Raw genomic sequence first — 22574 nt, 5'->3', positions numbered from 1 at the left:
TCCTTTTCATAAAAAACTGTCTTGAACGGTAAAGACGGTTTTTTTCCATACCATTAAATAAGAAGGTGAAGAAAACCATGACAGGCCGGCAGCGGAAAATCACTGCATATTTGTACAATCAGCAGAGTTACGTATCGATTCAAAGCGTTGCTGATCTTATCGGATGCTCCGAAAAAACAGTCCGCACAGAGCTAAAGGCCATTCACCAGTATATTGAAGCTCATCAGTGGGGAAGCCTGATCCGCAGGCCGAGCCGGGGCATACGCTTTATTCCTTCCGAGGAAAACCAGCCCCGGATCAAACACCTGCTTTTTTCTATGGAAAAAAAGGAACAGCCCGCTTCCCGGGAAGATCAGATTTTCCTTCTTCTGCGCCTGCTGCTCGATACGAAAAAGGAATGGACCCTTAAGCAGCTTGGTGAAGAAATGTATGAAAGCCAATCTGCGATAAAGGAATTATTAAAAGAATGCAGCAAATATCTGCAGAACTACCATCTTTCTGTCCAGCTCAAGCCGAACGTCGGCGTGTCCATAACGGGTCCGGAAACAGGACGCCGGGCGGCCATTGCGGAGCTGGTCCGCCGCTCTTTAGGACAAAACCAGCCTGTAAAAGAATGGTTCTCCCCTTTTGACTGGGAAGCAGTAAACAAAATGATTAAAGGACTCGAACACCATTTTTCTTTTTCCTATACTTCACTATCCCGGGAAACGTTAATCATTCATGTACTGCTTGCTGTGAAACGACTCATGTGGAAACGCGGCGTTGCCTATCCGTCAGATTCGCTCGATTTGAACAGAATAGAAGGAAAAAAAGCGGCCCGGCTTGCTAAAGAGCTGGAGGCCTACTTTCAAATGGCCTGGCCCGCGGCCGAAGTGTATTATCTATCTATTCATCTTCGCAGCGCCAGGCTGGAAACCTCTTCTGAAGAACACTCCAATGTTTTTGAACAGCTTCAGGTAGATCCGGAAACGATACGTTTTACTCATCGTTTAATTGAAGCGGTAACTGCTGTCACCGGCCACCCCTATAACAAAGACAGCAGTCTTTTCCGTGATACAGCAGCCCACCTTCACAGCAGCACAGCCAGAATCGACCATCAGTTCAGCCACCATAACCCGATGGCTTCCGAAATAAGAATAATGTACCCTTATTTGTTCGAAATGATTATAGAAGCGCTTGCCGATTTAGAACCAGCGAAAGAATGGCCGCTTGAAGAAGTAGCCTATTTGACTATTCACTTTCAGGTTTCTCTGGAGCGCTCCAAAAAAGCTTCAGCCGACTATATGCCGGTCCTGCTTGTCTGTCCTATGGGGATCGGCATGTCCCGTCTCCTGCAGACAAAACTGGAAAGAAAGTTCCACTCCCTTCAAACAGAAGACTGCGTCGCCGTAAAAGAAGCCGAACAATTCGATAAAACGAGGATCGACATGATCATTTCCACTGTCCCGCTTCAACGAACAGATATACCGGTCGTTGTAGTCTCTCCTTTTTTAAAAGAAGAGGAGCAGCAGCAGATACGAAGAATGATGCATAGGTTAAAAGAAAAAAGCCAGAACATCCTGCAGGAGCTGATTTCCACTCCAGACCATATCCATTTTCCCAGGGAGCGGGATCCGATCAAAGTCATTACATACTTAGCGGAATTTCTCGACGAAACCGGGAAAGTGACGCCTTCTTTTGTAGAAAGTACTATTGAACGGGAGCGCAGGTCGTCAACGTTTATCGGCGGCGGCATTGCCATCCCCCATGGAGACCCTTCCTGTATCAAAGTTCCTTCCATCGCCGTTGGGATTTTTCCGGAACCGATCGACTGGAACGGTTCTTCCACCGCCATCGTTCTGCTTTTGGCGGCTGATCTACAGGAAGGCGGGAAAGTAAAAAGGCTGTTCGAAGAAATATCAAAGCTCTCTGACTCTCCTGACCGGGTAGCTCACATAAAAAGCCTGTCTGAGAAAGAAGCGGTATTTACTCTGTTTTAATAATTAATGCCGTTTTACCGTATCTTCCGGAAAGATAACGCTTTCATTATTTCTTTCTTTTTTGTCTATACTGAATATAGAAAGAAAAGAGGAAAGGATGAGGCAGCATGAAAAAAATTGTCGCTATTACTGCATGCCCTGTAGGGATCGCCCATACGTACATGGCAGCTGAGAACTTACAAAAGGCCGCCGCTCAGCTCGGAGTGGAGATCAAAGTAGAAACCCAGGGGTCAGTCGGAGCGGAAAATATCCTGACAGACGAAGACATAAGGGATGCAGAAGGCGTTATATTTGCAGCCGATAAAAATGTCGACAAATCCAGATTTCATGGAAAACAAATTGTAGAGACGGGCGTTCAGGACGGCATCCATAAGCCGGAGCAGCTCATTCAAAACATATTGGATGGAAAAGGGGAAATGCTTTCCGGATCTGTAGAACGGCAGGATGAAACGAAGAAAAAAGAAAACCCTATTTACAGGCATCTGATGAACGGCGTTTCCTTTATGATTCCTTTCATTGTAGTCGGTGGACTGTTGATTGCGATTTCCTTATCTCTTGGAGGAGTACCGTCAGCGGAAGGCTTAATCATTCCAGAGGATTCAATCTGGAGCACTATTGAAGCAATTGGTGCCGGTTCGTTTGCATTCATGATCCCTATTCTCGCCGGCTTTATCGCAATGAGCATAGCTGACCGTCCGGGCCTTGCGCCGGGGATGATCGGCGGCTACATTGCGGCAAACGGCAGCTTTTACGGCAGTGAAGCCGCTGCCGGGTTTATCGGCGGAATTATCGCCGGTTTTCTGGCCGGTTACGTAGCATTATGGATTAAAAAATGGAAAGTCCCACGGGCCTTGCAGCCTATTATGCCTATTATTATTATTCCAGTATTAGCATCTCTTATCGTCGGTCTTTCTTTTTCCTTTTTGATCGGCGCACCAGTAGCCGCTATTTTTGAGAGCCTGACTACTTGGCTTGCAGGTATGGAAGGAACGAGCACCGTGCTGCTTGCCTTGATTTTAGGGGCGATGATCTCCTTTGATATGGGAGGCCCTGTAAATAAAGTAGCTTTTCTATTCGGTGCCGCAATGATTACCGAGGGCAACTTCGCTATTATGGGAGCCGTTGCTGCGGCCATCGCTGTCCCTCCTATCGGCCTTGGTATTGCGACCTTTATGAACAAGAAGAAATTCGAACAGCCGGAGATTGAAGCAGGAAAAGCTTCCTTTACGATGGGACTTTTCGGCATCACAGAAGGCGCTATTCCTTTTGCTGCCAAAGATCCGCTGCGCGTTATTCCAAGCATCATGATCGGCTCGATGGCAGCTGCAGTCATTGCCATGCAGAGCGGCGTCGGCGATCAGGTGGCCCACGGCGGGCCGATCGTCGGTGTTCTCGGAGCTGTAACGAATGTAACGATGTTTTTTATCGCCATTCTGGTTGGTTCCCTTATTACCGCCTTTATTGTCAATCTAATTAAACGTGATGTGACCGCGGCGGCGGTTCCGGCTGGCGGCGCAGAAGAGCCTCTTGTACAAAGCGAAGCTGCTTCTGCCCGTCAGGCTACCGACGAACAGGAAACAACATTTAATAAGCTGACGGATCTTGTTTCCAAAGATCTGATTATTCCCAACTTGACCGCAGATTCCCGGGAAGATGTGATGGATGAAATGATCCGGACGCTTTCCGGCAGCAATGTACTAACCAACAACAGCGCATTTAAGCAGGTCATTCTGGAGCGGGAAGCTCAGGGGTCTACAGGCCTTGGCATGAATGTGGCGATTCCTCACGGTAAAGCCGATGTCGTGACAAAGCCGGCGGTCGCTTTCGGCATTCACCGGCAGGGGGTTGATTGGAACAGCCTGGACGGTACGCAGGCGAAATTGATATTTATGATTGCGGTACCGCAGGAACGGGCCGGCGACGATCATTTACGCATTCTGCAGATGCTTTCCAGAAAGCTGATGGACGAAGATTTCCGGGAACAATTAATTCAGGCGGAAAACAAGCAGCAGATTTATCAGCTGCTTGATGAAATATAAAGTTGGAAAGCATGCCCGGCCGGGGCATGCTTTTTTTCTATATTCGCATAATATAAATGATATTTTCTTTACCTGGAATTAACAATTTTTACATTGCCAGCACGTCAAAAGTACCTGTTTTATCTTTCGCAATTTTCCAATAAATAGAGTCCTTTATATGGTTTCTCCTTCATAATGCCGCATATTTATGTAGAAATTCTTATAAAAATAACTTTTTTACATGCTATAAGCACTTAAAGTAGAATAGTCCCCTCCCCTTCTGTCTGTCTTTAAATCAGCTTTATACTTCCTTAACAACTATTCTTTATAGTTAAAAGTGTAAAACATAATCAGAAAAGGGGTCAGTAAAACATGAAATCTATTCCCAACAGACTTAAAAGCGTTGCCGCACTTGGACTTGGAACGTCGATTATTCTTTCCTCCGGAACAGGAGCCTATGCCAGCATCCCTGATGACAATGGAAAAGCCCCGGAACATTCCCAGAAAGAAAAACAGGAAGAAGTAGAAAACATCATTTACATGATCCCGGATGGTTTTGACGCTGCGTACGCTACAAATTACCGTAATTATAAAGGTGAAGAAACACCGGTGTGGGATGAATTTCTTACCGGCATGATGAAAACAGATTCAGCAGATAACCTTGTAACCGATTCTGCTGCAGCCGGTACGGCAATGGCCCGCGGAGTCAAAACGGAAAACGGCATGATCGGCATGACACCGGAAGGCGACTCTCCGGACAGTATTCTTGAGAAATCAGGAAACGCCGGTAAATCCACCGGTCTTGTCGCAACGTCCACAATTACACATGCTACTCCGGCTGTCTTTGGTGCAAGTGTAGAAGACCGCAACAATGAAGCCGCTATTGCCCCACAGCTGCTTGAAAATGTAGACGTCCTGATGGGCGGCGGCCGCAATATGTTCTTGCCTGAATCAGAAGGCGGCGAGCAGGAGCAGGAAAATCTTATAGAGCAAGCACAGGCAGATGGATTTACGTATACCGAAAGCCTGGATGAGATCCAAGCCTCTGAAGAGGAAAAAATTCTCGGCCTCTTTCATGATGAAGCATTATCCCCGGAGCTAGACCGTCCGGAAGATCAGCCAAGCCTTTCTGAAATGACCACATCCTCGATCCAGTCACTGGAGCAGGATGAAGATGGATTTTTCCTAATGGTGGAAGGCAGCCAGATTGACTGGGCCGGCCATGCACACGATGCTGCCTGGGCGATGACTGACACGGAAGCGTTTGAAATGGCCGTGCAGGAAGCTGTAGATTACGCTGAAGAAGAAGGCAACACACTGGTAGTTGTAGCCGGTGATCACGAAACAGGCGGCATGAGCGTTGGCGGCTATGATGAATACATGTCTAAGCCGGATGTCCTTCGTGACGTGACTGCTACAGGAGATAAAATGGCAGCAGAGCTTAATGAGGATGCTTCCAATGCAGCTGACGTCGTTTCTACGTTTGCCGGTATTGATATTACCGACGAAGAAGCAGAACGCATTCAAAACGCCGGCGATGAAGAAGCACGTGCGCTTGAAATCAACTCTATTGTGAGCGAATATTCTTATGTCGGCTGGACGACTTCCCAGCATACCGGAACTGATGTGCCAGTATACGCATACGGTGCCGGATCTGAAGAATTTACCGGGTTAATGGACAATACAGAGCTCCCTGAGAAAATGAGCGAGCTTATCGGTCAATAATTCAGATACAGCCAAAAACCCCGCATTCGCCTTTTTTAGAGGCAGATGCGGGGTTTTTACATCGTAATAAGAACACTTAAAGCCAGCGATGCTCCTGCCGAAAAGCTGAGCCAGTGGCCGAGAGAAAAAGGCTTTTCCCGGAACAACAGCAGTTTGGCTGTACCGAGTCCCATCAGCAGCAGTAAAAACAAAGTTAAAAAAACGGCTAAAAACAGCATAGCGTTCTCCTCTCTTCACTGGTCCGGTTTCCAATATTAGAATCCGGTCCTCTTCTGTCTTATACTGTATATATTCAAACTACGCAATGAGGTGTCCCTATGCAGGATAAGAAGCAGCTGGCAGAAGAAGCAAAGACGTTTATTGATATAGCTTATATGGAATCCGGAAAAAACAGCAGCATGCGTGATGCCCGCTGGAAACAGATTGAAAAAGAAATTGCCGACACCGGCCACTACACCCACACATTGGAAGAACTACGAATCGGAGCAAAGCTTGCCTGGCGTAACAGCAACCGCTGCATCGGCCGTTTCTTCTGGGAATCGCTTCACGTGCTCGACTGCCGGACAGACAGCACAGAAGAAGAGGTCGCTCAGTCTTTGTTCCGTCATATTCACTACGCTACGAATAAAGGCAGAATTCTGCCGGTGATTTCTTTATTTGCCCCTGCCTCTTCCGACCGGCCATCAATACGGATTTGGAATTATCAGCTGATCCGTTATGCGGGTTATCAAACGGAAAAGAGAATTATCGGCGATCCGGACTCAATTGATTTTACGAATAAATGCCTGGAACTCGGCTGGCAGGGGCCTAAAACAGATTTTGATATTCTTCCTATTTTAATAAGCTTTGGAGAGAAGGAACCGGAATGGTTCTCCATCCCCTCCTCCTTTATTCTTGAAGTGCCGCTGGAGCACCCGGAATACGAAGCGTTTGCTGAGAAACAATACAAATGGTACGCCATACCGATTGTTTCGGACATGAAGCTTGAGATAGGCGGCATTATGTACCAGGCTGCTCCATTTAACGGCTGGTACATGGGAACAGAAATTGGTGCCAGAAACCTCGCCGATACCAGCCGCTATAACCTGCTGCCGGAAATGGCGGAGATTGCGGGCCTTGATACTTCCTTTGCCTCCAGCCTGTGGAAAGACCGGGCGCTCGTTGAATTAAACCGGGCCGTGCTGTATTCCTTTAAAAAGCAGGGAGTCAGCATGGTCGATCACCATACGGCAGCCTCTCAATTCGAACGGTTCGAAAAAAAAGAAGCCCAGGCCGGCAGAGAAGTCACCGGCGACTGGACGTGGCTGATTCCGCCGGTATCACCTGCCACCACCTCTATTTTTCATAAAGAATACAATAATCATATTAATAAGCCGAACTATTTCTATCAGGACCGGCTCTACTAGCTGTAGGTTACGTCTACGCCTGCTGCTTTCAGCAGTTCAAAATAAGATGGGCACGTTTTTGATACGCAGCCCGGATCGGCAATGGTGACATCCGGCACTTTTGCTCCAACAAGAGACAATGCCATCGCTACTCTGTGATCGTCATAAGACAATAAAGAAGTACCTTTCGGCGTACCGGGATACACCGTCAGACCATCTGCGAATTCATCTGTTTTGATGCCCAGCTTTCCAAGCTCTGTACAGATCGCATGAATCCGGTCCGATTCGTGGTGACGGATGTGCTCCACGTCCCGAAGCGTCACCGGTCCATCTGCAAATGGTGCAATGGCAGCCAGTGTCAGTGTCTGGTCCGACATTTCTTTCATGCTGATATCCAGACCGCCCTTGAGCTGTTCCGGGCCCTGAATTTCTACATAGGATGCTCCTTTTTCTACGGTGCATCCCATTTTTTCATACAAATCCACCATGCCGATATCCGGCTGATTTGTTTGGGTCGGCAGATTATTAATACGAACCCTGCCGCCGGAAATAGCAGCCAGTGCCATAAAGTAGCTTGCTGTCGAAGCGTCTGCTTCCAAAGCCATCTCTCTGGCTTTATATCCAGAAGCCGGCACGGTCATTTTTGTTAATTCTTCGTTGTACACGGACGTTACTCCAAATTCTTTCATAAGATCAAGCGTAATTTTTACGTAGGCGTGCTGCACAATATGATCTGGTATGGTTACCGTCAGATCCTGCTGCTGATTCGCGCCGGAAATAAGCAGCCCGCTGATAAACTGGCTCGAGACGGCGCCGGAAATGCTTACCTCTCCGCCGTTCAGCCCCGATGGCTTTATGACAAGCGGATAAAATCCTTTTTTGTCTTCGTATTCGATCTGCGCCCCCAGCTGTTCAAGCGCCTCCATTAAAGGCTTTACCGGCCGTTCGCTCATTCGTCTGCTCGCTTCGATCCGGTAGCTCCCTCCGCTGGCTGCTGCAACCGCTCCGGGCAGAAACCGTGCAATCGTTCCTGCTGCACCAATGTAGAGATCCGCTTCCTTAACCGGCCAGCTGCCTCCGCATCCGTCTATTTCCACCTTGTCTCCGGTGACCCGCGACGGCACACCAAGCTTTTCCAGGGCATCCAGGCACCAGTAGGAATCGTCACTTTTCAGCAGGCCGGAAAGAGTAGAGGTCCCTTCTGCAAGGGCCGCTAAAATAAGCGCCCGGTTCGTAAAGCTTTTGCTCCCCGGCACCGTCATATCCACCGATACTTTTTTGCCATTCAGCGGATGTATCGTTACATTGTCTACATCATTTAACGCCGACCAGGGCGATCGTGCTTTCAAATCCGGTGTACTCATAGTATCTATCCATCCTTTTATCGTAGTCGTGGTTTGATTTTGTTATCTATTCGTCTCCCTATTATGCCATAAAATCAAAGCCTGCAGGAAGGAGGCAGACGTTTAAAAGCAGATGTCCCCGGGGACATCTGCTTTTTTACAGCTTATACAGCAGCAACGAGCTTCGCCCAGATGCCGGAAGGATCCTGAAAACAGATGATGCTTCCTTCTTCCTTTACAGGGGTGCCCGCTTCGATGAGGCGGGCAGCTGCTTTTTGCTTTTCTTCTTCATTAGGAAGAACGATCGAGTAATATATCAGGCCAACGGCATCTTCTGCAGGCGCCGGGGCATTGCTGCCGGCCCAGAGATTGACGGCGATATGGTGGTGATATCCTCCAGCGGAAACAAACAAAGCGCTTCCCGGAATGGAAATCATCGTATTAAAGCCGAGCACGTCGGTATAAAAATGAGCGGACTTTTCGAAATCAGAGATATGAAGATGCATGTGCCCGATTACGGTACCGGCGGGAAGGCCATTCCACTGTCGGCCGGCTGCTTCCTGCAGCACGCTGTCTGCGTCCATTGGAAGCGTTTGAAGCGCAATCTCTCCGTGCGCATTTCTTTTCCATTCCTGCTCCGGGCGGTCGCGGTACACTTCAATGCCGTTGCCATCCGGATCTGCCAGGTATACCGCTTCGCTGAACTGGTGGTCGGACGCTCCCTGCAGCGGATAGTTTTTCTCCAGCAGGCGGCTAAGGGATAAACCGAGACTCACCCGATCCGGCACTAACACCGCAAAATGATAGAGACCGCTCGTCTTTTGTTTCGGCCGCACTTCCGGCTTTTCTTCCAGAATCAAAAGAGTGTTATCTTCTCCACGAGGCCCTAATGCTGCACGAGCTCCTTCCCTGTTTTTCACTTCAAACCCCAATACCTCCAGGTAAAATTCCAAAGACGCTTCCAAATTGGAAATCAGCAATTCCACATGACCTATTTTCGTTTTTTCATGTATGCGATAGGACATAATCGGCTCCTTTTTTTCTTATAATACTTTAAATCTACTTCATTACTTTTCGTAAGTCAAAAATAACCCTTTACTAGAACACATGTTCTTATATATGATAAAAAGAAAGAAGGAGATGATTCGTATGACAGAAAACAAGCTGACGCCCGGGTCCAACATGCGCTGGGAATCGTCCAGGATGATTCTTCCGGAACATCGGGAGGCCTGGAATAAACGCCGTGCTTCCGGCAGACGCCGGCCAAAACCGTTACTCGATGAACAACGCATGCAGGAACTGCTCTGGACGCTCGAACAAATTACCGGCAGCCCGCAGGAGTACTGCTTTTCCTATTGGGAGGATGGGGACTACCACACGTTTTCCGGCCGCTGCCAGTCTATTCTTCCCGCCCGGCAGCTTCTGCATTTAATAAACGACGAGGACTTTATCTATATTTCTTTTGATGTTCTTGTTGATATCACAGAAAAATGAATATTCGCTGTACCCGCTGTATGCTACGATGAAAAAAATACGCTTCATACAGAATAAAGACCGCTCACCGACCAACGGGGGCGCCTGTGAAGAAAGGATGATGTACGATGAATCTTCGCGACATTTGGAAAGCCCGTGCTGTTATAAAAAAAGAGCTCCCTCCCACGCCTTTAATGCATTCGGCTGAACTAAGCACCCTTACCGGGGTTCCCGTTTATTTAAAACTGGAACAGCTTCAGCCTTCCGGTTCTTTCAAGCTCCGGGGCGCGACGCATATGATTGCCTCTTTAACGAACGCCCAGAAAGAAAAAGGCGTTGTCACCTTTTCCACCGGCAATCACGGCTTTGCTGTCGCACGGGCCGCTTCCGCACACGGCATCCGCGCTGTAATCTGTGTGGCGGAAACCGTAACCCGTGCCAAAATAGAAGCCCTGCAGCAGAGCGGGGCAGAACTTCGGATAGAAGGAAAAAGCCAAGACGCAGCCGGAAGAATCAGTGCCGGGCTTGTGCAGACAGAAGGCCTTACCTTAATTCCTCCGTTTGACCATCCATCGATCATTGCAGGCCAGGGCACCATCGGCCTCGAGCTGCTGGAGGAACTGCCGGATATTTCTGCAGTGATTGCCGGGCTCTCTGGAGGCGGTTTGTTGTCAGGCCTTGGACTGGCGATGAAAATGACCGACCCTTCCATCCAGGTGCACGGCGCCACCATCCGCCGGGGAGCCGCTATGCAGGAAAGCCTGAGAGCGGGACACCCTGTTGAAGTAGAGGAAACGCCAACGCTGGCAGACAGCCTCCTTGGAGGCATCGGTCTTGATAACCAGTACACGATGGCAATGATCGAGCGCTACACTGACATACGCTGTGCAGTTTCAGAAGAAGCCATTGCACGAGCCATGGCCTTTCTATACAAAAAGCACCGCCTGATTGTAGAAGGCGGTGCTGCAGTAGGTGTCTCGGCGCTGCTTGAACAAATTATCCAGCCGGACGGTCCGACAGTCGTTGTTATTACCGGAAACAGTATTGATCCGGCGGTGCATTATGAGACCGTTACACCTTATTTATAGCTACCGGCTGTCTCTTTTATCGGCAAACCCATAAGGAATCACCGAAAGCAGGTCCAGTTTGTCTGCTTTCTTTTTCAGCGGAAGCTCATAGGACTTCAACCATTTTTTAAACAGCTTCGGCTTTAGCACCTGCTCCAGAAAATAAAGGCTCTGCAGCGGGCCGCCCCCGCTTTCGATCAGATGTACGAGCTGCAGGTTGTACTCCTTTTCCTTCCGGATCCAGGCCTCCATCTGCCGGGGCGACATGAGGACATACGGAAGATCTCCTTCATAAAGACGCTTATAAAGCAGTAAATCGTAATCTATAGTAAACAGTCTGTCCGCTGCATGGCGGTGCCACGTTTTCTGGCGCCGCAGCAGCTCTTTTGTTTTTTCTCCCTCTCTTGCCAGGTGAGAGGCCCGGTGTTCAATGTGGCGGACGGTTTCATGAATGTAGAATTTCTGCCTGCGGGCTTCCTGAAAAAAAGGCAGGCGCTGCTCAAACGTGTGAAACCCTTTGTGGTCTTTTTCCAAAGCTTCCCAACGGACCAGGCGCTGACACGTTAATTCGTTCCATTTGCATGACCATGAGCGATGAATTACCATAGCACCTCACCCTTCACCTGTTTCTATCTGTCTTTATTGTAGAGAGAAAAGAAGCAGAGCTCAACTTATCTGGCTTTAGGAAACCCGAGAAGCATTTCCCGGATAAATTTTGATGCGGCAATCGCCGTTTTTTCCGCGTGATCATAGACCGGCGCCACTTCAACCAGATCCGCCCCTACAATAAACGCACTAGAGTGGCTGATCGAATGAATGGCCTGCAGAAGCTCTTTCGAAGTGATGCCCCCGGCCTCTGCGGTTCCGGTTCCGGGCGCATACGCGGGATCCAATACATCAATATCAATCGTCACATAAACCGGACGCTGGTGCAGCTCCGGAAGAATACGCTGCAGTGGCTCGTTTACTTCAAAAGGATGAAAATTCATGCCGGAGGTACGCGCATATAAAAACTCTTCTTTTTCCCCTGAACGTACGCCAAATGAAAACACATTCTCCGGGCCGATCCACTCGCACGCTTTACGCATAGGCGTAGAGTGGGACAATACTTCTCCTTCGTAGTCGGTACGAAGGTCCGTATGAGCATCAATATGAATAATCGCCAGGTCCTCGTATTTCCGGGCCATGGCTTTTATTATAGGCCAGCTGACGAGGTGCTCTCCGCCTATGCCGATCGGAAACTTGTTGTCCCGAAGGAACACATCCATCGTTTCTTCAATCATGTCCAGGCTTTTCTGGGGATTGCCAAACGGAAGCAGAAGATCTCCGGCATCGTGGTAGCGGACGTTTTCCAAATGCTTATCCAAATAAGGACTGTACTCCTCAAGCCCTACAGAAGCTTCGCGGATACGGCCCGGACCAAATCTGGACCCCGGACGGAAGCTGACCGTCCAGTCCATCGGCATGCCAAATAATACAACATCCGCATCTGTGTAGGACGTGCGGCTCCCAATAAATACTTTTCCAGAGTAAGCTTCATCAAATAACATGTTTTTTCTCCTTATTCATTCGGATTTTCGCCGTCCAGCACGAAGCGGGGCAGCGCGAAAGAGGCCTGATGAAGCTGCCTCGTGTAGTATTTTGTATCTATATCATGGAAACGCTCCTGCGGCACAGCCAACGGATCATGTTTTTTTGATCCCATCGTAAACGTCCACAACCCGCTTGGGTACGTAGGAATATTGGCTGTATAGACCCGGGATACAGGGAAAATACTGCTCACATCCCGATAGACTGTTTTTAAAAGGTCATGTTGAAACCAGGGGTTGTCTGTCTGAGCGACCAGAATGCCATCTTCTTTCAGCGCCCGGGAGATGCCTTCATAAAATCCTTTTTCAAACAGCTTTACGGCAGGACCAACCGGTTCGGTCGAGTCGACCATAATAATGTCGTAGGCCTGCTCGCTTTCTGCTATATGCAGAAATCCATCGGCTACCTTCACTTCCACCCGCGGATCGTCAAGCGCTCCGGCGATACTTGGCAGGTACTGCTTGGAATACTCAATCACTTTGCCGTCAATCTCTACAAGCGTTGCTGTTTCCACGCTTGGGTGCTTAAGGATTTCACGAATCGCTCCCCCGTCTCCGCCGCCGACCACAAGCACATGCTTTGGTTCCGGATGGGTGAATAACGGCACGTGGACGATCATTTCATGATATACAAATTCGTCTCTTTCCGTTGTCATCACCATATCATCGAGCAGAAGCATTCTGCCGAATTCTTTCGTCTGCACCATATCGAGCTGCTGAAATTCCGTTTGTTCGGTATGCAGGGTCTTTTCTATTTCAAAGGTTATGCCAAAATGATTTGTCTGTTTTTCTGTAAACCAAAGTCCCATCGTTATCGTGTCTCCCTTATTTTAAAGCCTGTACCGGCAAAAAACATCCCCTGCCACAGTTTCCTGCGGAGGTGGATGCATATGCGTGTGGCTTTATTCGTTTTCGTGTAACGGTGTTAGTCCTTCATGCAGTTCCTTTTCTGACGCATGCCACATGTCTTCATCAAAATCTTTCAGGAATTCGGCCAACAGCTTCTTGGATGTATCATCCATTTTGTCTACAATAATGCGGCGCTTCAGCGACCGGTCCATGTTATTTACATGCTCAGGCAGGCTTTTGTAGCCACGGCGGATTTCTGTATCCACTGTCATTTCACAGGCGGCGACGCCTGCGTAATAAGGACGGCCGTCTTTATGATCTGTCGTCACCCAGACGAGCCAGTACAGCTTGCCGTTTGGTACCTCTTCTTTATTTTTCAAAAACTTGATACGCTTTTCCACCGCAGAGCGGGCGTGAAGGGCTCCCATATCGATAAAGCTGGTGGCTTCTTCCGGATCAATAAACACGGGCGTAATATTATCAAGGCTTAATGTTCCAACCCCATAGCCCCCGTGTCCGCCTGTAGAATCTCCACTTAATATATTAAATCCAGAGCCTTTTTTGGACGGCTTGCTGTTTTTCTTTTTATAGTCTTCAAATAAATCCAACGTTATCCGCTCCTTTTATACCAAGTATTAGTGCGGCACTTGGTGATTTTTGATTTGTTCAATGCATGCCCAGGCTTTCGCCATATCATCGTTCGTGTAATTCTGGCTTTTCTTTAACGTGGAGACTTTTTCTTCCACCTGAGCCGGCGGTAAATGGTCAAAGTAGAGCATTGTAGATACGAGCTCCAGAAATTTTGAAGTGCATGTATTTAAATAATGAAGAATCTCCTCTGCTTCATTATACGGCCATTCCTGTGGAAATTTAGCTAAAAAGTCTTCTCCCTGGTCTGTTACCCTATATCGGTACTGATAATACCCGGCTTTTTCTTCTTTTATTTCCGAGACCAGCCCGAGATCGCACAATTCCTCCACCCGCAGCGTCAATTCCTCGGAATAAGGACCGTACATACGGAAGGTGTATTTTTCGCTCAGCGGCAGGTTGGCTTTCTTGCTTATATAAACGATTTTCTGCAGTTTTTTCCGTCCAATAACTTCCTCGGCTCCATGAATAAGAGCCATAACTTTTGCGTGATCAGGCAGCACGTAAAAAATCCCCCTTTTGTTCTTGTTCTATCATACAGTCTAAACCCGCAGCTATGTAAGAGGATTTTATTCCTCTATTTCACCGGAAAAGGCTGTCTCTTCTTTGGATGATTTCAAAATCGAACGTATTTCTTTTTTCTCTTTTTCAAATCCTTCTGTATAAAGCCACTCCTCCGGATAATACAGCTTGTGGTCCGTCCGTTTTTTACCGGAAATGGCTTCCACTACGTCCGACTCCCGCGAAAGTTCCCGCAGTTTGTCATTGGGCATCAGCAGATGAATCGGAATACGCTCTTCTTCCTCACCCGGCCGGTAGAAATCATACGGCAGGTCCGAGGAGGAATCCACGACTAAATAGTAGTCCGGGTCCATGTCCGCCTTTTTGAACAGTTCCAGCAGTTTCAGCCAGTCGTTAATATGGACATGCTGATCAAATTCCACGTATTTAAACAACCGCCGGTTCATAAAGCGCTGACAGAGATCCTGCAGGATAACATCTTCTTCCTTCTGCCACATCTGGAAGTAATACATTGTGACCGATTCATCCAGCTCCAAATACTGCGCCAGTGTAAGCTCACCGGTAAAAAAACCTGTGAAAGGTTCCGGTGGATACAAAAACGTATAATCAGCTTCAAACAGCACTTTCACCCGCTGTAGAATTTTACTTAAGATCACTTCTGCACTTCTGGTGACCGGATGAAAATACACCTGCCAGTACATCTGGTAGCGGCTCATAATATAGTCTTCGACAGCGTGCATGCCGGAATACTTAATCACTGCCTGGTCCTCCGTCGGCCTCATGACGCGTAGAATACGCTCCATATCAAAATGGCCGTAGCTCACACCTGTATAAAACGCATCGCGCTGCAGGTAATCCATGCGGTCGGCATCAATCTGGCTTGATATCAAACTGGTGACCAGTTTATTGGAATATGTTTTTTCAATTACTTCCGCAACCTTCTGCGGAAAATCATCGCCCATTCGTCTTAATACGGTGTTTACTTCCGTATCTCCCATGACAATTTCCCTGGTCCAATATTCATGGTCAGTTTGAAAAACCTTTTCGAACGAATGAGAAAACGGACCATGGCCTACGTCATGAAGAAGCGCCGCGCTTAACGTAAGCAGCCGCTCTTCATCTTTCCAGAAAGGCCTGCCTTCAAAGACTTCTACAATACGTCTTGTGATTTCATATACGCCAAGCGAATGGTTAAAACGGGTATGCTCTGCCCCGTGAAAGGTTAAAAATGTTGTACCCAGCTGCCGCACCCGGCGCAGCCGCTGAAACTCTTTCGTTCCTATTAAATCCCAGAGAAGCTCATCCCGAATATGAATATAGCGGTGAACCGGGTCTTTGAAGACCTTTTCTTCTTTTAGTCGTCTATTTCCTTCTACCATTATAAGGGACCGCCTCTTTTCTTTGCCATTTCGTCTCTTTATATTATACCAATCCCGCCGCGAAAACGATATTCCTACCTGATACCGCGGAAAAAAGGCTGCTTAAAGAGCTTAATCAGCCTTTCCTTTTAACCGATGAGACTATTTCTGTTCAGGCAAGCATTGGAATAGGCAGCTATCCTGAAGACGGCAGCACCATCGCGGAGCTGTTAAAAGCAGCTGATACAGGAATGTACGAAAATAAAAGAGAGCGCCATCCGGATTTTACAACGGACAGCCCTCTTTCAGCTTTTTCGGAGAATACGATGGCTCACGCTGAAGATAAACAGCAGCAGGCCAAGACCTAATAAACACACAGCCAGCATTATATAAACAAATTGAGTGGAACCATCCCCCATGCCGGCGCTGAGGCCGTCTAGTACAAGCGGGGATACGAACTGACCGAGATATAAGAAGCTTTGTACAATCGCCATCGCCTGTACCATCTGGCGGCCGGAAGCGATAATGGAGACCCGGTCAAACAAGGTAGGCAGAATCGAGCCGAACCCAAATCCCAGAATAATAACGCCCGGAGCAATCGCCGCAAGCGACGGGGCAAATGCAATCAGCGCAAATCCCGTACCCATAAAACCAAGCATCACAGGCAGAAATAGGTTTTTTAAAAAGGCCTGGGTTTTCGTAATAAGAAAACCGGCCGTAAAGCCGCCCAGCGTCCCCAATGCAATCACCAGGCCGGCAATTTCTGCAGTGGCAATTTCATTTTCCTGCAGGTAAATCGCCATGTTGGATGGGATCGAAAAAAATACGACAAAAAGTCCGAACATTAATCCACCCAGCCCGTAGACAGCGGCCGGAATCGGTGCAGGTTTGGGCTTTTTGCTTTCCCCTTTTTCCAAAGTCGGCTTTTCCGGCTTTACGTAAGGAAGAAACAAAATAACAAATAATAAAATAAGCAGTGCCAGGCCGTAGACACCAAACGTATAGCGCCAGCTTATTGCAGCAAGCGCCCCGGCCAGAATAGTAGAAACCATGCCCCCGAGATTGATCGAAGAACCGACCCTTCCCATCATCTTAGTCCGTTCCTCTCCTGTAAAAAAATCGGAAACCAGGGAAGTGGAAAGCGGCATAACCAAACCGACAGATACACCGAGAAGGGCTCTTGTAGCTAACAGCCAGCCGATGCTGTCTGCAAACCCTCCAGCCGTGCCAGCGACCAGGTAAAGAGATAGACCAATAATAAGAAGCGTTTTTTTCGCATATTTTTTCGCCAGAAAACTGGTAACAAACAAAAAAGGAATAATAAAAAAAGCATGAAGCGTGGTGATTAATTTAATAGTGGTCGCATCCGCATCTGGAAAAGCCTCCGAAATCGAACCAAGAGCTGGAGCCACTGCTGCTCCAGCCATTACGGTAATGAGTGATATCGACAATATAGCAAGCTTTAATCCCACTGTATCCCTGCTTTCTTCAACAAAACGACCATCGGACCTTCTGTCTTCTAAGCATCTGCGGCTATATACTTCCGCCAGCTGCCTTCTTCTATCCATACGCCTAAATCATCCGGCTGATTCCAGTAATAAATATAAGCCGTCACCCATTTTTCTTCTGTTGTCGCGACGTTTATTTTTTCCCGGACGTAGTCGCTGTTTTCCCGGTCGTGTTCATCATACCCCTCCAGCCGGTCCAGATGCTTCATCACTTCGCGGTAGCGGGAGGCATGAACATACATCAGTTCTCCCGCAATAGGAAGTTCGCCTTCTTTCAGCAGACAAGGATATTGATTGTGCGCTGCGGCATGGAGTTTTCCGGCTGTCACCGCCGGTACTTCCTTTTCTGTGTGGCCTTTTAAGTATTTTTCATAGTTGTGAAGGCCGCTGCAGAGCGTCCCGTAAACAAAAACGGGAAGATGTTCCATCATTGGTCTTCCCCCTTTTTTATCGTGATTTTATCATAACAGATTTTTCTGCCCCGCTCCTGTCCCGGGATTGTTTCCTCTGTTATACAAAAGGTTTGTGATTGTTTGTCACGATCACAATGATGCTCGTATTTTTTTCAAAGTTCCAGCCTATAAATACATCTTCCACACCCCCGTCGAATAAAGAAAGAAACGGTTCTGAGGTGTAAAAGCGCCTTTTTTCCACCTGCCTTTTTGCCCGCTCCAGTATTTCTTCACAGCCCAGCCGGATTAACTCCAGTTCAACCTGAAGCAGGCACTCCTCCCGGTAGACAAGAAACGTTCTGTGATTGATCTTCTGGCAGGCTGTCCGCTCCGGCTGCACTTCTGTATGGGCTGCAACGAGATCGAGCACGTTGGCTTCTTCCCTGTCCGGCTGCCTTTCTTTTAAAGTCTCGGCATGAAAGCTGGTGCCTGCAATAATGCCGGAGCGGTTGGCAAATTCCCAGTCGTAATAAATATCTTTTAAGTAAATCCCTGTGATCTTATGTATATACAACTGCAGGTCCGGGAGCACCCGTGTCATGAGATGGTCTCTCAGCTGATATATGCTGTGTTCATGCTTTTCTTCCATTATCGTTTTCTCAATCGGGGAAAGGAATTTTTTTAAATAAATCGTGACGTAAGGAGGTGCTACCGTTACATACACGGCTTCCGGCCCTTTGCCAAACTGCTCCCGCAGCACCCTTCCCGTATAGCTGGCTATTGTTTTTTCCTGTTCTTTTCTATTCATGAGGACAGTCCTTTTCATTGAAATGTAGTTAGCTGCCTTCCTCAAACATAAAAAAAGCCGAAAAGGAGAACTCTCCTTTTCGACTTATGCCTGGCTTATTTTCCAGTTCATTTCCGTCTTTGGTTAAAACAGCGGTATTGCATTATTTAGTATTGTATTCATCAAGGTAAATGCGATTATTTAAACGTTAGCTTTTTATCTTCCGTTCTCCTGGATTTTACAAAATTTTGCTTCATTCTGCAACATTTTTATTGTATGTCTCTTACTAGGAGAGGGGATAGCCATGATGCTCGATCACCGCTTCGGCTATTTTTCTTCTGTATACGATAGAGTGATCGACCTCAGCCGACTTGTCTGCAGCGAGCTGTTTAATCTGTTGAAGCATGTTGTCCGACTCCAGAAAGTCCGCTGCTTCTTTCAAAAGAGGAAGCACCCGGTCTACCGCTTCATTCATATAGACGGAGGCCATTTTGGTCATCAGCCCGTCCGGTGAGCTGTCCTTTTGCACCCGGCTCCAGACGCTTTCCATGACATAGACGGATTTAGCTGTTTCCGCTACACATTCCAGCAGTTCCTGTTCTTCTTCCGGTGCTTCAAACACGCCGGCTGTTTCTTTTACTAATTCCACCAGCAGCTCCCGAAGCTTTTCCATATAGGACCTTTCCGTATTCAGGATGCCTTCGCCGGTAGAGGCGGTTTCTTTTTTAGCTGCCAGCTCCCCTGCCATTTCAAACAGCATGGAAGCTACTACCACGCGGTTAATTTCGTTCGTTCCTTCGAAAATACGGTTGATGCGTGAATCACGGTACAAGGTTTCTATTTCATTTTTTCTCATATACCCCTGACCGCCGTGCACCTGTACCCCGTGATCAACGATGTCGCTTAATGCTTCTGAGGCAAAAATTTTATTAATGGAACACTCAACGGCAAAGTTTTTCAGAATATCGGCAAACGGAATGCCGGCGTTCTCTGCAGCTTCTGTTCCCGTCTGCAGAACGCCTGCGGTACGGTAGACCATGCTTTCTGAAGCAAATGTCCAGACTGCCATCGCTGCCAGCTTTTTCTGGATCATTTTCTTTTCAGACAGCGGATGGCCGAACTGGCGACGCGTCTGGGCATGTTCCGCTGAAAGCAGCAATGCCCGTTTAGAAGCTCCAATGCAGCTTGCCGCAATTTTCTGACGGCCCAGATTTAAAATACTCAGGGCAATTCGTGCGCCTTTGCCTATCTCTCCAACAATCGCTTCTTTTGAAACTTTTACATTGTCCAGGTAAAGCGGGCAGGTCGAAGAGCCGGTTATTCCCATCTTGTCTTCTTCTTTGCCAACGGTAAAACCTTCTGAATCACGGTCTACGATAAAAGCGGTCGGCTTTTTGCCGTCAATCTTGGCAAATATAATAAAGTAAGAGGCAAACGAAGAGTTGGTAATCCACTGTTTTTCTCCGGAGAGCGTATAGATGGACTCATCTTCCGATGCTTCTGCTGTCGTCTGCACGGCTGCAATATCAGTACCGGCACCGGGCTCTGTTAACCCGTAGGAGCCAATCATATCTCCTGCGGCAATTTTCGGAAGGTAGGCGGCTTTCTGTTTTTCTGTTCCATAATAAACAATAGGAAGAGACCCTATGCCAACCTGCGCTCCGTAAGAAACCGAAAACGAGCGCGCGCCTCCCATTTCTTCTATAACGGCCGTATACGCCACCTTATCAATAGCGGTTCCGCCGTGCTCCGCAGGAATAAACGCGCCCAACAGCCCCATCGAACCGAGTGTTTTCATGAGGCCGTACACAGGCTCGAACTGCTGGTTTTCGATCCGGGGAAGAACAGGACGGGCCTCTTCTTCTACGAATTGGGCGGTTTTCTTTTTCCAGGCACGCTGGTCTTCCGTTAATTTTTCCGGGGTCATTATTTGTTCCCAATTCAGGGTTTTATCGGTAAAAGCATTAATGGGCAGCTGCGCTTGATGATTCGTTGTCATAGTACCCCTCCATATTGTTTTTCTGATGATATATCTATTATACTATTTATCAGAAAACGTTTACAAATAAAGGGAGTGAATAACCGTTCATTATTTTTTGAAAAGTTTTCCAAGTAAAACGGAATTCAAATATTGGAAGCTCGGCTTAAAGCAGTGTTCACACTTTATATAGCCTTCTTTTTCCAATTTTTTTAAGTAAGAATCATCATATGTGCCTTCTCTTTCATCCATCGGTGTTTCCCGAAATCCGCATTCATCTTTAGCAAACGCCGTACGATGAAAGCTTTTTTTCGTATGGTCTACAATATACTTCATTAAATAGCTCCTTAAGTGTGGGAATGTCTTCCTTTTATTAATATTTTCCAATTTCCAGGCATTATTATTTTACTACATAAAACCAGCAAAAGATAATATTCAGGTATTATTTAATATTTTTTAATATAAATATTCCCTTTTTAATTTATTTTAAATAGTATACTAATTCCGCCGTTGTCGGGCGTATAATGTAAACCAAGAAATATGGTGTTTGCAGCCGACTTTTATATAAAACCATCAACCCTTATGGTAACGAAAATACTGTTTCCTTAAGGAGGAAGAGATGCGTCGATTAAAGAAGAGCATAACGGCTTTTTCATTAAAACCTTTTTAATCGGAGAAGACATTCGCTTCGAATAAAAGTCTGCACTGCTTTCCATTTACTTCCTATTTCATATTTGATACGCTCATCATATTCTTTATAGAATAATCTGATTTTCCATTCAAAGGAGAGACATCATGACAAATCAAGCAGCCCCTTTTCGATACGACCATGTAGGAAGCCTTCTTCGTACAGAAGCGGTGAAAGAAGCCAGGGAGAAGTACCAGAATGGTTCCCTGTCTGCAGAAGAACTGCACGCCGTCGAAGACAAGGAGATTAAGCGCATCGTCCAGAAACAGAAAGATATCGGCTTAAAGGCCGTCACAGATGGGGAATTCCGCCGGGCATGGTGGCACTTCGATTTCCTTGAACAGCTCGATGGTGTCGAAGGATATGAAACAAAAGAAGGCATTCAGTTTCAAGGAGTAAAAACAAAATCCCACGGCATTAAAGTGACCGGAAAGCTTGATTTCACAAGCCATCCAATGATCGATGATGTGAAATACCTGCAGAGCATTACAGGGGATACGATGGCTAAAATGACGATTCCAAGCCCTAACATGCTTCACTTCCGTTCCGAAGTGGATGAGAATGTCTACAGCACGAAAGAAGAGCTGATGGAAGATCTGGCAAAAGCTTATCAGAAGGCAATTCAGGCCTTTTATGATGCCGGCTGCCGCTACCTGCAGCTTGACGATACGTCGTGGGCCTACTTATGCTCCGAAGAACAAATTGCAAACATGAAGGAAGCCGGCGTGGATCACCGGGCGCTTACGAAACTTTATGCCAAAGCTGTTAACGACGCGATCGCCAAGCGTCCCAAAGACATGACGATCACGATGCATATCTGCCGCGGCAACTTCCGCTCCACCTGGGTGTCATCCGGCGGCTATGAGCCGGTAGCCGACATTCTTTTTGGAGAAGTCATGGTGGACGGATTCTTCCTCGAATACGACAGCGACCGGGCCGGAGGCTTTGAGCCGCTCCGTTATATTAACCGCGACGACGTGAAAATCGTTTTAGGATTAATCACTTCTAAAAGCGGAGAGCTTGAAGAAGCCGAAAACATAAAAAAACGCGTGGAGGAAGCAGCACAGTATGTAAACCGTGACCAGCTCTGCCTCAGCCCTCAGTGCGGGTTTGCTTCTACCGAAGAAGGCAACGTACTCACTGAAGACGAACAATGGAAAAAGCTCGAGCACGTTGTAACCATTGCCAACGACATCTGGAAATAATAGTAATAACCCCCGATCCTATATGGACCCGGGGGTTTTCTATGCAAAAAAGAAAACAGC

The 22574-nt window shown here is 47.4% G+C and carries 22 protein-coding genes; 8 read left to right on the top strand and 14 right to left on the bottom strand.

Going from position 1 to position 22574, the window contains the following annotated elements:
• Window positions 1-65: 65 nt before the first annotated feature.
• The 3 genes from AC5W14_RS13885 to AC5W14_RS13875 all read left to right on the top strand — a co-directional run bounded on the left by AC5W14_RS13885 (window position 66) and on the right by AC5W14_RS13875 (window position 5722).
• A complete protein-coding gene (locus AC5W14_RS13885) occupies window positions 66-1979 on the top strand; it encodes a BglG family transcription antiterminator (RefSeq protein WP_496194788.1) in 1914 nt (637 codons plus the stop codon).
• 107 nt (window positions 1980-2086) lie between these two features.
• On the top strand, window positions 2087-4018 hold the full coding sequence (locus tag AC5W14_RS13880; RefSeq protein WP_496058069.1) for a fructose-specific PTS transporter subunit EIIC: 1932 nt from the start codon (window positions 2087-2089) through the stop codon (window positions 4016-4018).
• Window positions 4019-4369: 351 nt separating this feature from the next.
• On the top strand, window positions 4370-5722 hold the full coding sequence (locus AC5W14_RS13875; RefSeq protein ID WP_496058070.1) for an alkaline phosphatase: 1353 nt from the start codon (window positions 4370-4372) through the stop codon (window positions 5720-5722).
• A 56-nt stretch (window positions 5723-5778) separates the two neighbouring features.
• On the opposite strand, the gene AC5W14_RS13870 is transcribed toward AC5W14_RS13875, so the two are convergent.
• Window positions 5779-5940 carry a hypothetical protein gene (locus AC5W14_RS13870; RefSeq protein ID WP_496058071.1) on the bottom strand — a complete coding sequence of 54 codons (162 nt, stop codon included), beginning with the start codon at window positions 5938-5940 and terminating at the stop codon, window positions 5779-5781.
• A 99-nt stretch (window positions 5941-6039) separates the two neighbouring features.
• Here AC5W14_RS13870 and AC5W14_RS13865 point away from each other — a divergent pair, with 99 nt between their 5' ends.
• The gene (locus tag AC5W14_RS13865) at window positions 6040-7128 is read left to right on the top strand and encodes a nitric oxide synthase oxygenase (protein ID WP_496194787.1); all 1089 of its coding nucleotides are present in this window, start codon (window positions 6040-6042) and stop codon (window positions 7126-7128) included.
• Here the strand turns inward: AC5W14_RS13865 and aroA are convergent.
• Both aroA and AC5W14_RS13855 read right to left on the bottom strand, forming a co-directional pair.
• Window positions 7125-8471 (bottom strand): 3-phosphoshikimate 1-carboxyvinyltransferase, encoded by a 1347-nt coding sequence (aroA, locus tag AC5W14_RS13860; RefSeq protein WP_496194786.1) that lies wholly within the window; start codon window positions 8469-8471, stop codon window positions 7125-7127. The two genes, AC5W14_RS13865 and aroA, sit on opposite strands and share 4 nt — an antisense overlap.
• Window positions 8472-8614: 143 nt before the next feature.
• Window positions 8615-9475: a VOC family protein gene (locus AC5W14_RS13855; protein WP_496194785.1), complete on the bottom strand. Its 861-nt coding sequence runs from the start codon at window positions 9473-9475 to the stop codon at window positions 8615-8617.
• A gap of 124 nt (window positions 9476-9599) precedes the next feature.
• On the opposite strand from AC5W14_RS13855, the gene AC5W14_RS13850 reads away from it, so the two are divergent.
• Window positions 9600-9944: a YolD-like family protein gene (locus tag AC5W14_RS13850; protein ID WP_496194784.1), complete on the top strand. Its 345-nt coding sequence runs from the start codon at window positions 9600-9602 to the stop codon at window positions 9942-9944.
• Window positions 9945-10051: 107 nt separating this feature from the next.
• Complete coding sequence (gene eutB / locus AC5W14_RS13845; RefSeq protein ID WP_496194783.1) at window positions 10052-11011, top strand: hydroxyectoine utilization dehydratase EutB; 960 nt, start codon at window positions 10052-10054, stop codon at window positions 11009-11011.
• On the opposite strand, the gene AC5W14_RS13840 is transcribed toward eutB, so the two are convergent.
• From AC5W14_RS13840 to AC5W14_RS13815, 6 genes are all read right to left on the bottom strand, one after another.
• A complete protein-coding gene (locus AC5W14_RS13840; protein WP_496058077.1) occupies window positions 11012-11596 on the bottom strand; it encodes a hypothetical protein in 585 nt (194 codons plus the stop codon).
• Window positions 11597-11661: 65 nt separating this feature from the next.
• Window positions 11662-12540 (bottom strand): agmatinase, encoded by an 879-nt coding sequence (gene speB, locus AC5W14_RS13835; RefSeq protein WP_496194782.1) that lies wholly within the window; start codon window positions 12538-12540, stop codon window positions 11662-11664.
• Window positions 12541-12551: 11 nt separating this feature from the next.
• On the bottom strand, window positions 12552-13388 hold the full coding sequence (gene speE, locus AC5W14_RS13830) for a polyamine aminopropyltransferase (protein ID WP_496058079.1): 837 nt from the start codon (window positions 13386-13388) through the stop codon (window positions 12552-12554).
• Between the two features lie 93 nt (window positions 13389-13481).
• Window positions 13482-14036, bottom strand: a complete 555-nt coding sequence (locus tag AC5W14_RS13825) for a YwhD family protein (RefSeq protein WP_496058080.1) — start codon at window positions 14034-14036, stop codon at window positions 13482-13484.
• A 27-nt stretch (window positions 14037-14063) separates the two neighbouring features.
• Entirely contained in the window at window positions 14064-14579 is a 516-nt protein-coding gene (locus AC5W14_RS13820) for a YwgA family protein (RefSeq protein WP_496058081.1), read from the bottom strand.
• Window positions 14580-14645: 66 nt separating this feature from the next.
• Window positions 14646-15977, bottom strand: coding sequence for an HD domain-containing protein (locus AC5W14_RS13815; RefSeq protein WP_496194781.1), 1332 nt, complete (start codon window positions 15975-15977; stop codon window positions 14646-14648).
• 68 nt (window positions 15978-16045) lie between these two features.
• Between AC5W14_RS13815 and AC5W14_RS13810 the strand changes: the two genes are divergently transcribed.
• Complete coding sequence (locus tag AC5W14_RS13810; protein ID WP_496194846.1) at window positions 16046-16324, top strand: diguanylate cyclase domain-containing protein; 279 nt, start codon at window positions 16046-16048, stop codon at window positions 16322-16324.
• Here the strand turns inward: AC5W14_RS13810 and AC5W14_RS13805 are convergent.
• The 5 genes from AC5W14_RS13805 to AC5W14_RS13785 all read right to left on the bottom strand — a co-directional run bounded on the left by AC5W14_RS13805 (window position 16262) and on the right by AC5W14_RS13785 (window position 20957).
• Window positions 16262-17428 carry an MFS transporter gene (locus AC5W14_RS13805; RefSeq protein ID WP_496194780.1) on the bottom strand — a complete coding sequence of 389 codons (1167 nt, stop codon included), beginning with the start codon at window positions 17426-17428 and terminating at the stop codon, window positions 16262-16264. The genes AC5W14_RS13810 and AC5W14_RS13805 overlap by 63 nt on opposite strands.
• A 47-nt stretch (window positions 17429-17475) precedes the next feature.
• A complete protein-coding gene (locus AC5W14_RS13800; RefSeq protein ID WP_496194779.1) occupies window positions 17476-17895 on the bottom strand; it encodes a gamma-glutamylcyclotransferase family protein in 420 nt (139 codons plus the stop codon).
• 79 nt (window positions 17896-17974) lie between these two features.
• Window positions 17975-18664 carry a Na-translocating system protein MpsC family protein gene (locus AC5W14_RS13795; protein ID WP_496194778.1) on the bottom strand — a complete coding sequence of 230 codons (690 nt, stop codon included), beginning with the start codon at window positions 18662-18664 and terminating at the stop codon, window positions 17975-17977.
• Between the two features lie 265 nt (window positions 18665-18929).
• Entirely contained in the window at window positions 18930-20642 is a 1713-nt protein-coding gene (locus AC5W14_RS13790; protein WP_496194777.1) for an acyl-CoA dehydrogenase family protein, read from the bottom strand.
• Window positions 20643-20732: 90 nt separating this feature from the next.
• Window positions 20733-20957 (bottom strand): hypothetical protein, encoded by a 225-nt coding sequence (locus AC5W14_RS13785; protein ID WP_496058087.1) that lies wholly within the window; start codon window positions 20955-20957, stop codon window positions 20733-20735.
• Window positions 20958-21416: 459 nt separating this feature from the next.
• Here AC5W14_RS13785 and AC5W14_RS13780 point away from each other — a divergent pair, with 459 nt between their 5' ends.
• Complete coding sequence (locus AC5W14_RS13780; protein ID WP_496194776.1) at window positions 21417-22514, top strand: 5-methyltetrahydropteroyltriglutamate--homocysteine S-methyltransferase; 1098 nt, start codon at window positions 21417-21419, stop codon at window positions 22512-22514.
• The last annotated feature ends 60 nt before the right edge of the window (window positions 22515-22574 follow it).

Source organism: Sinobaca sp. TMA16-18 (genome assembly GCF_059510535.1).
This window is presented reverse-complemented; position numbering and strand designations above follow the sequence as displayed.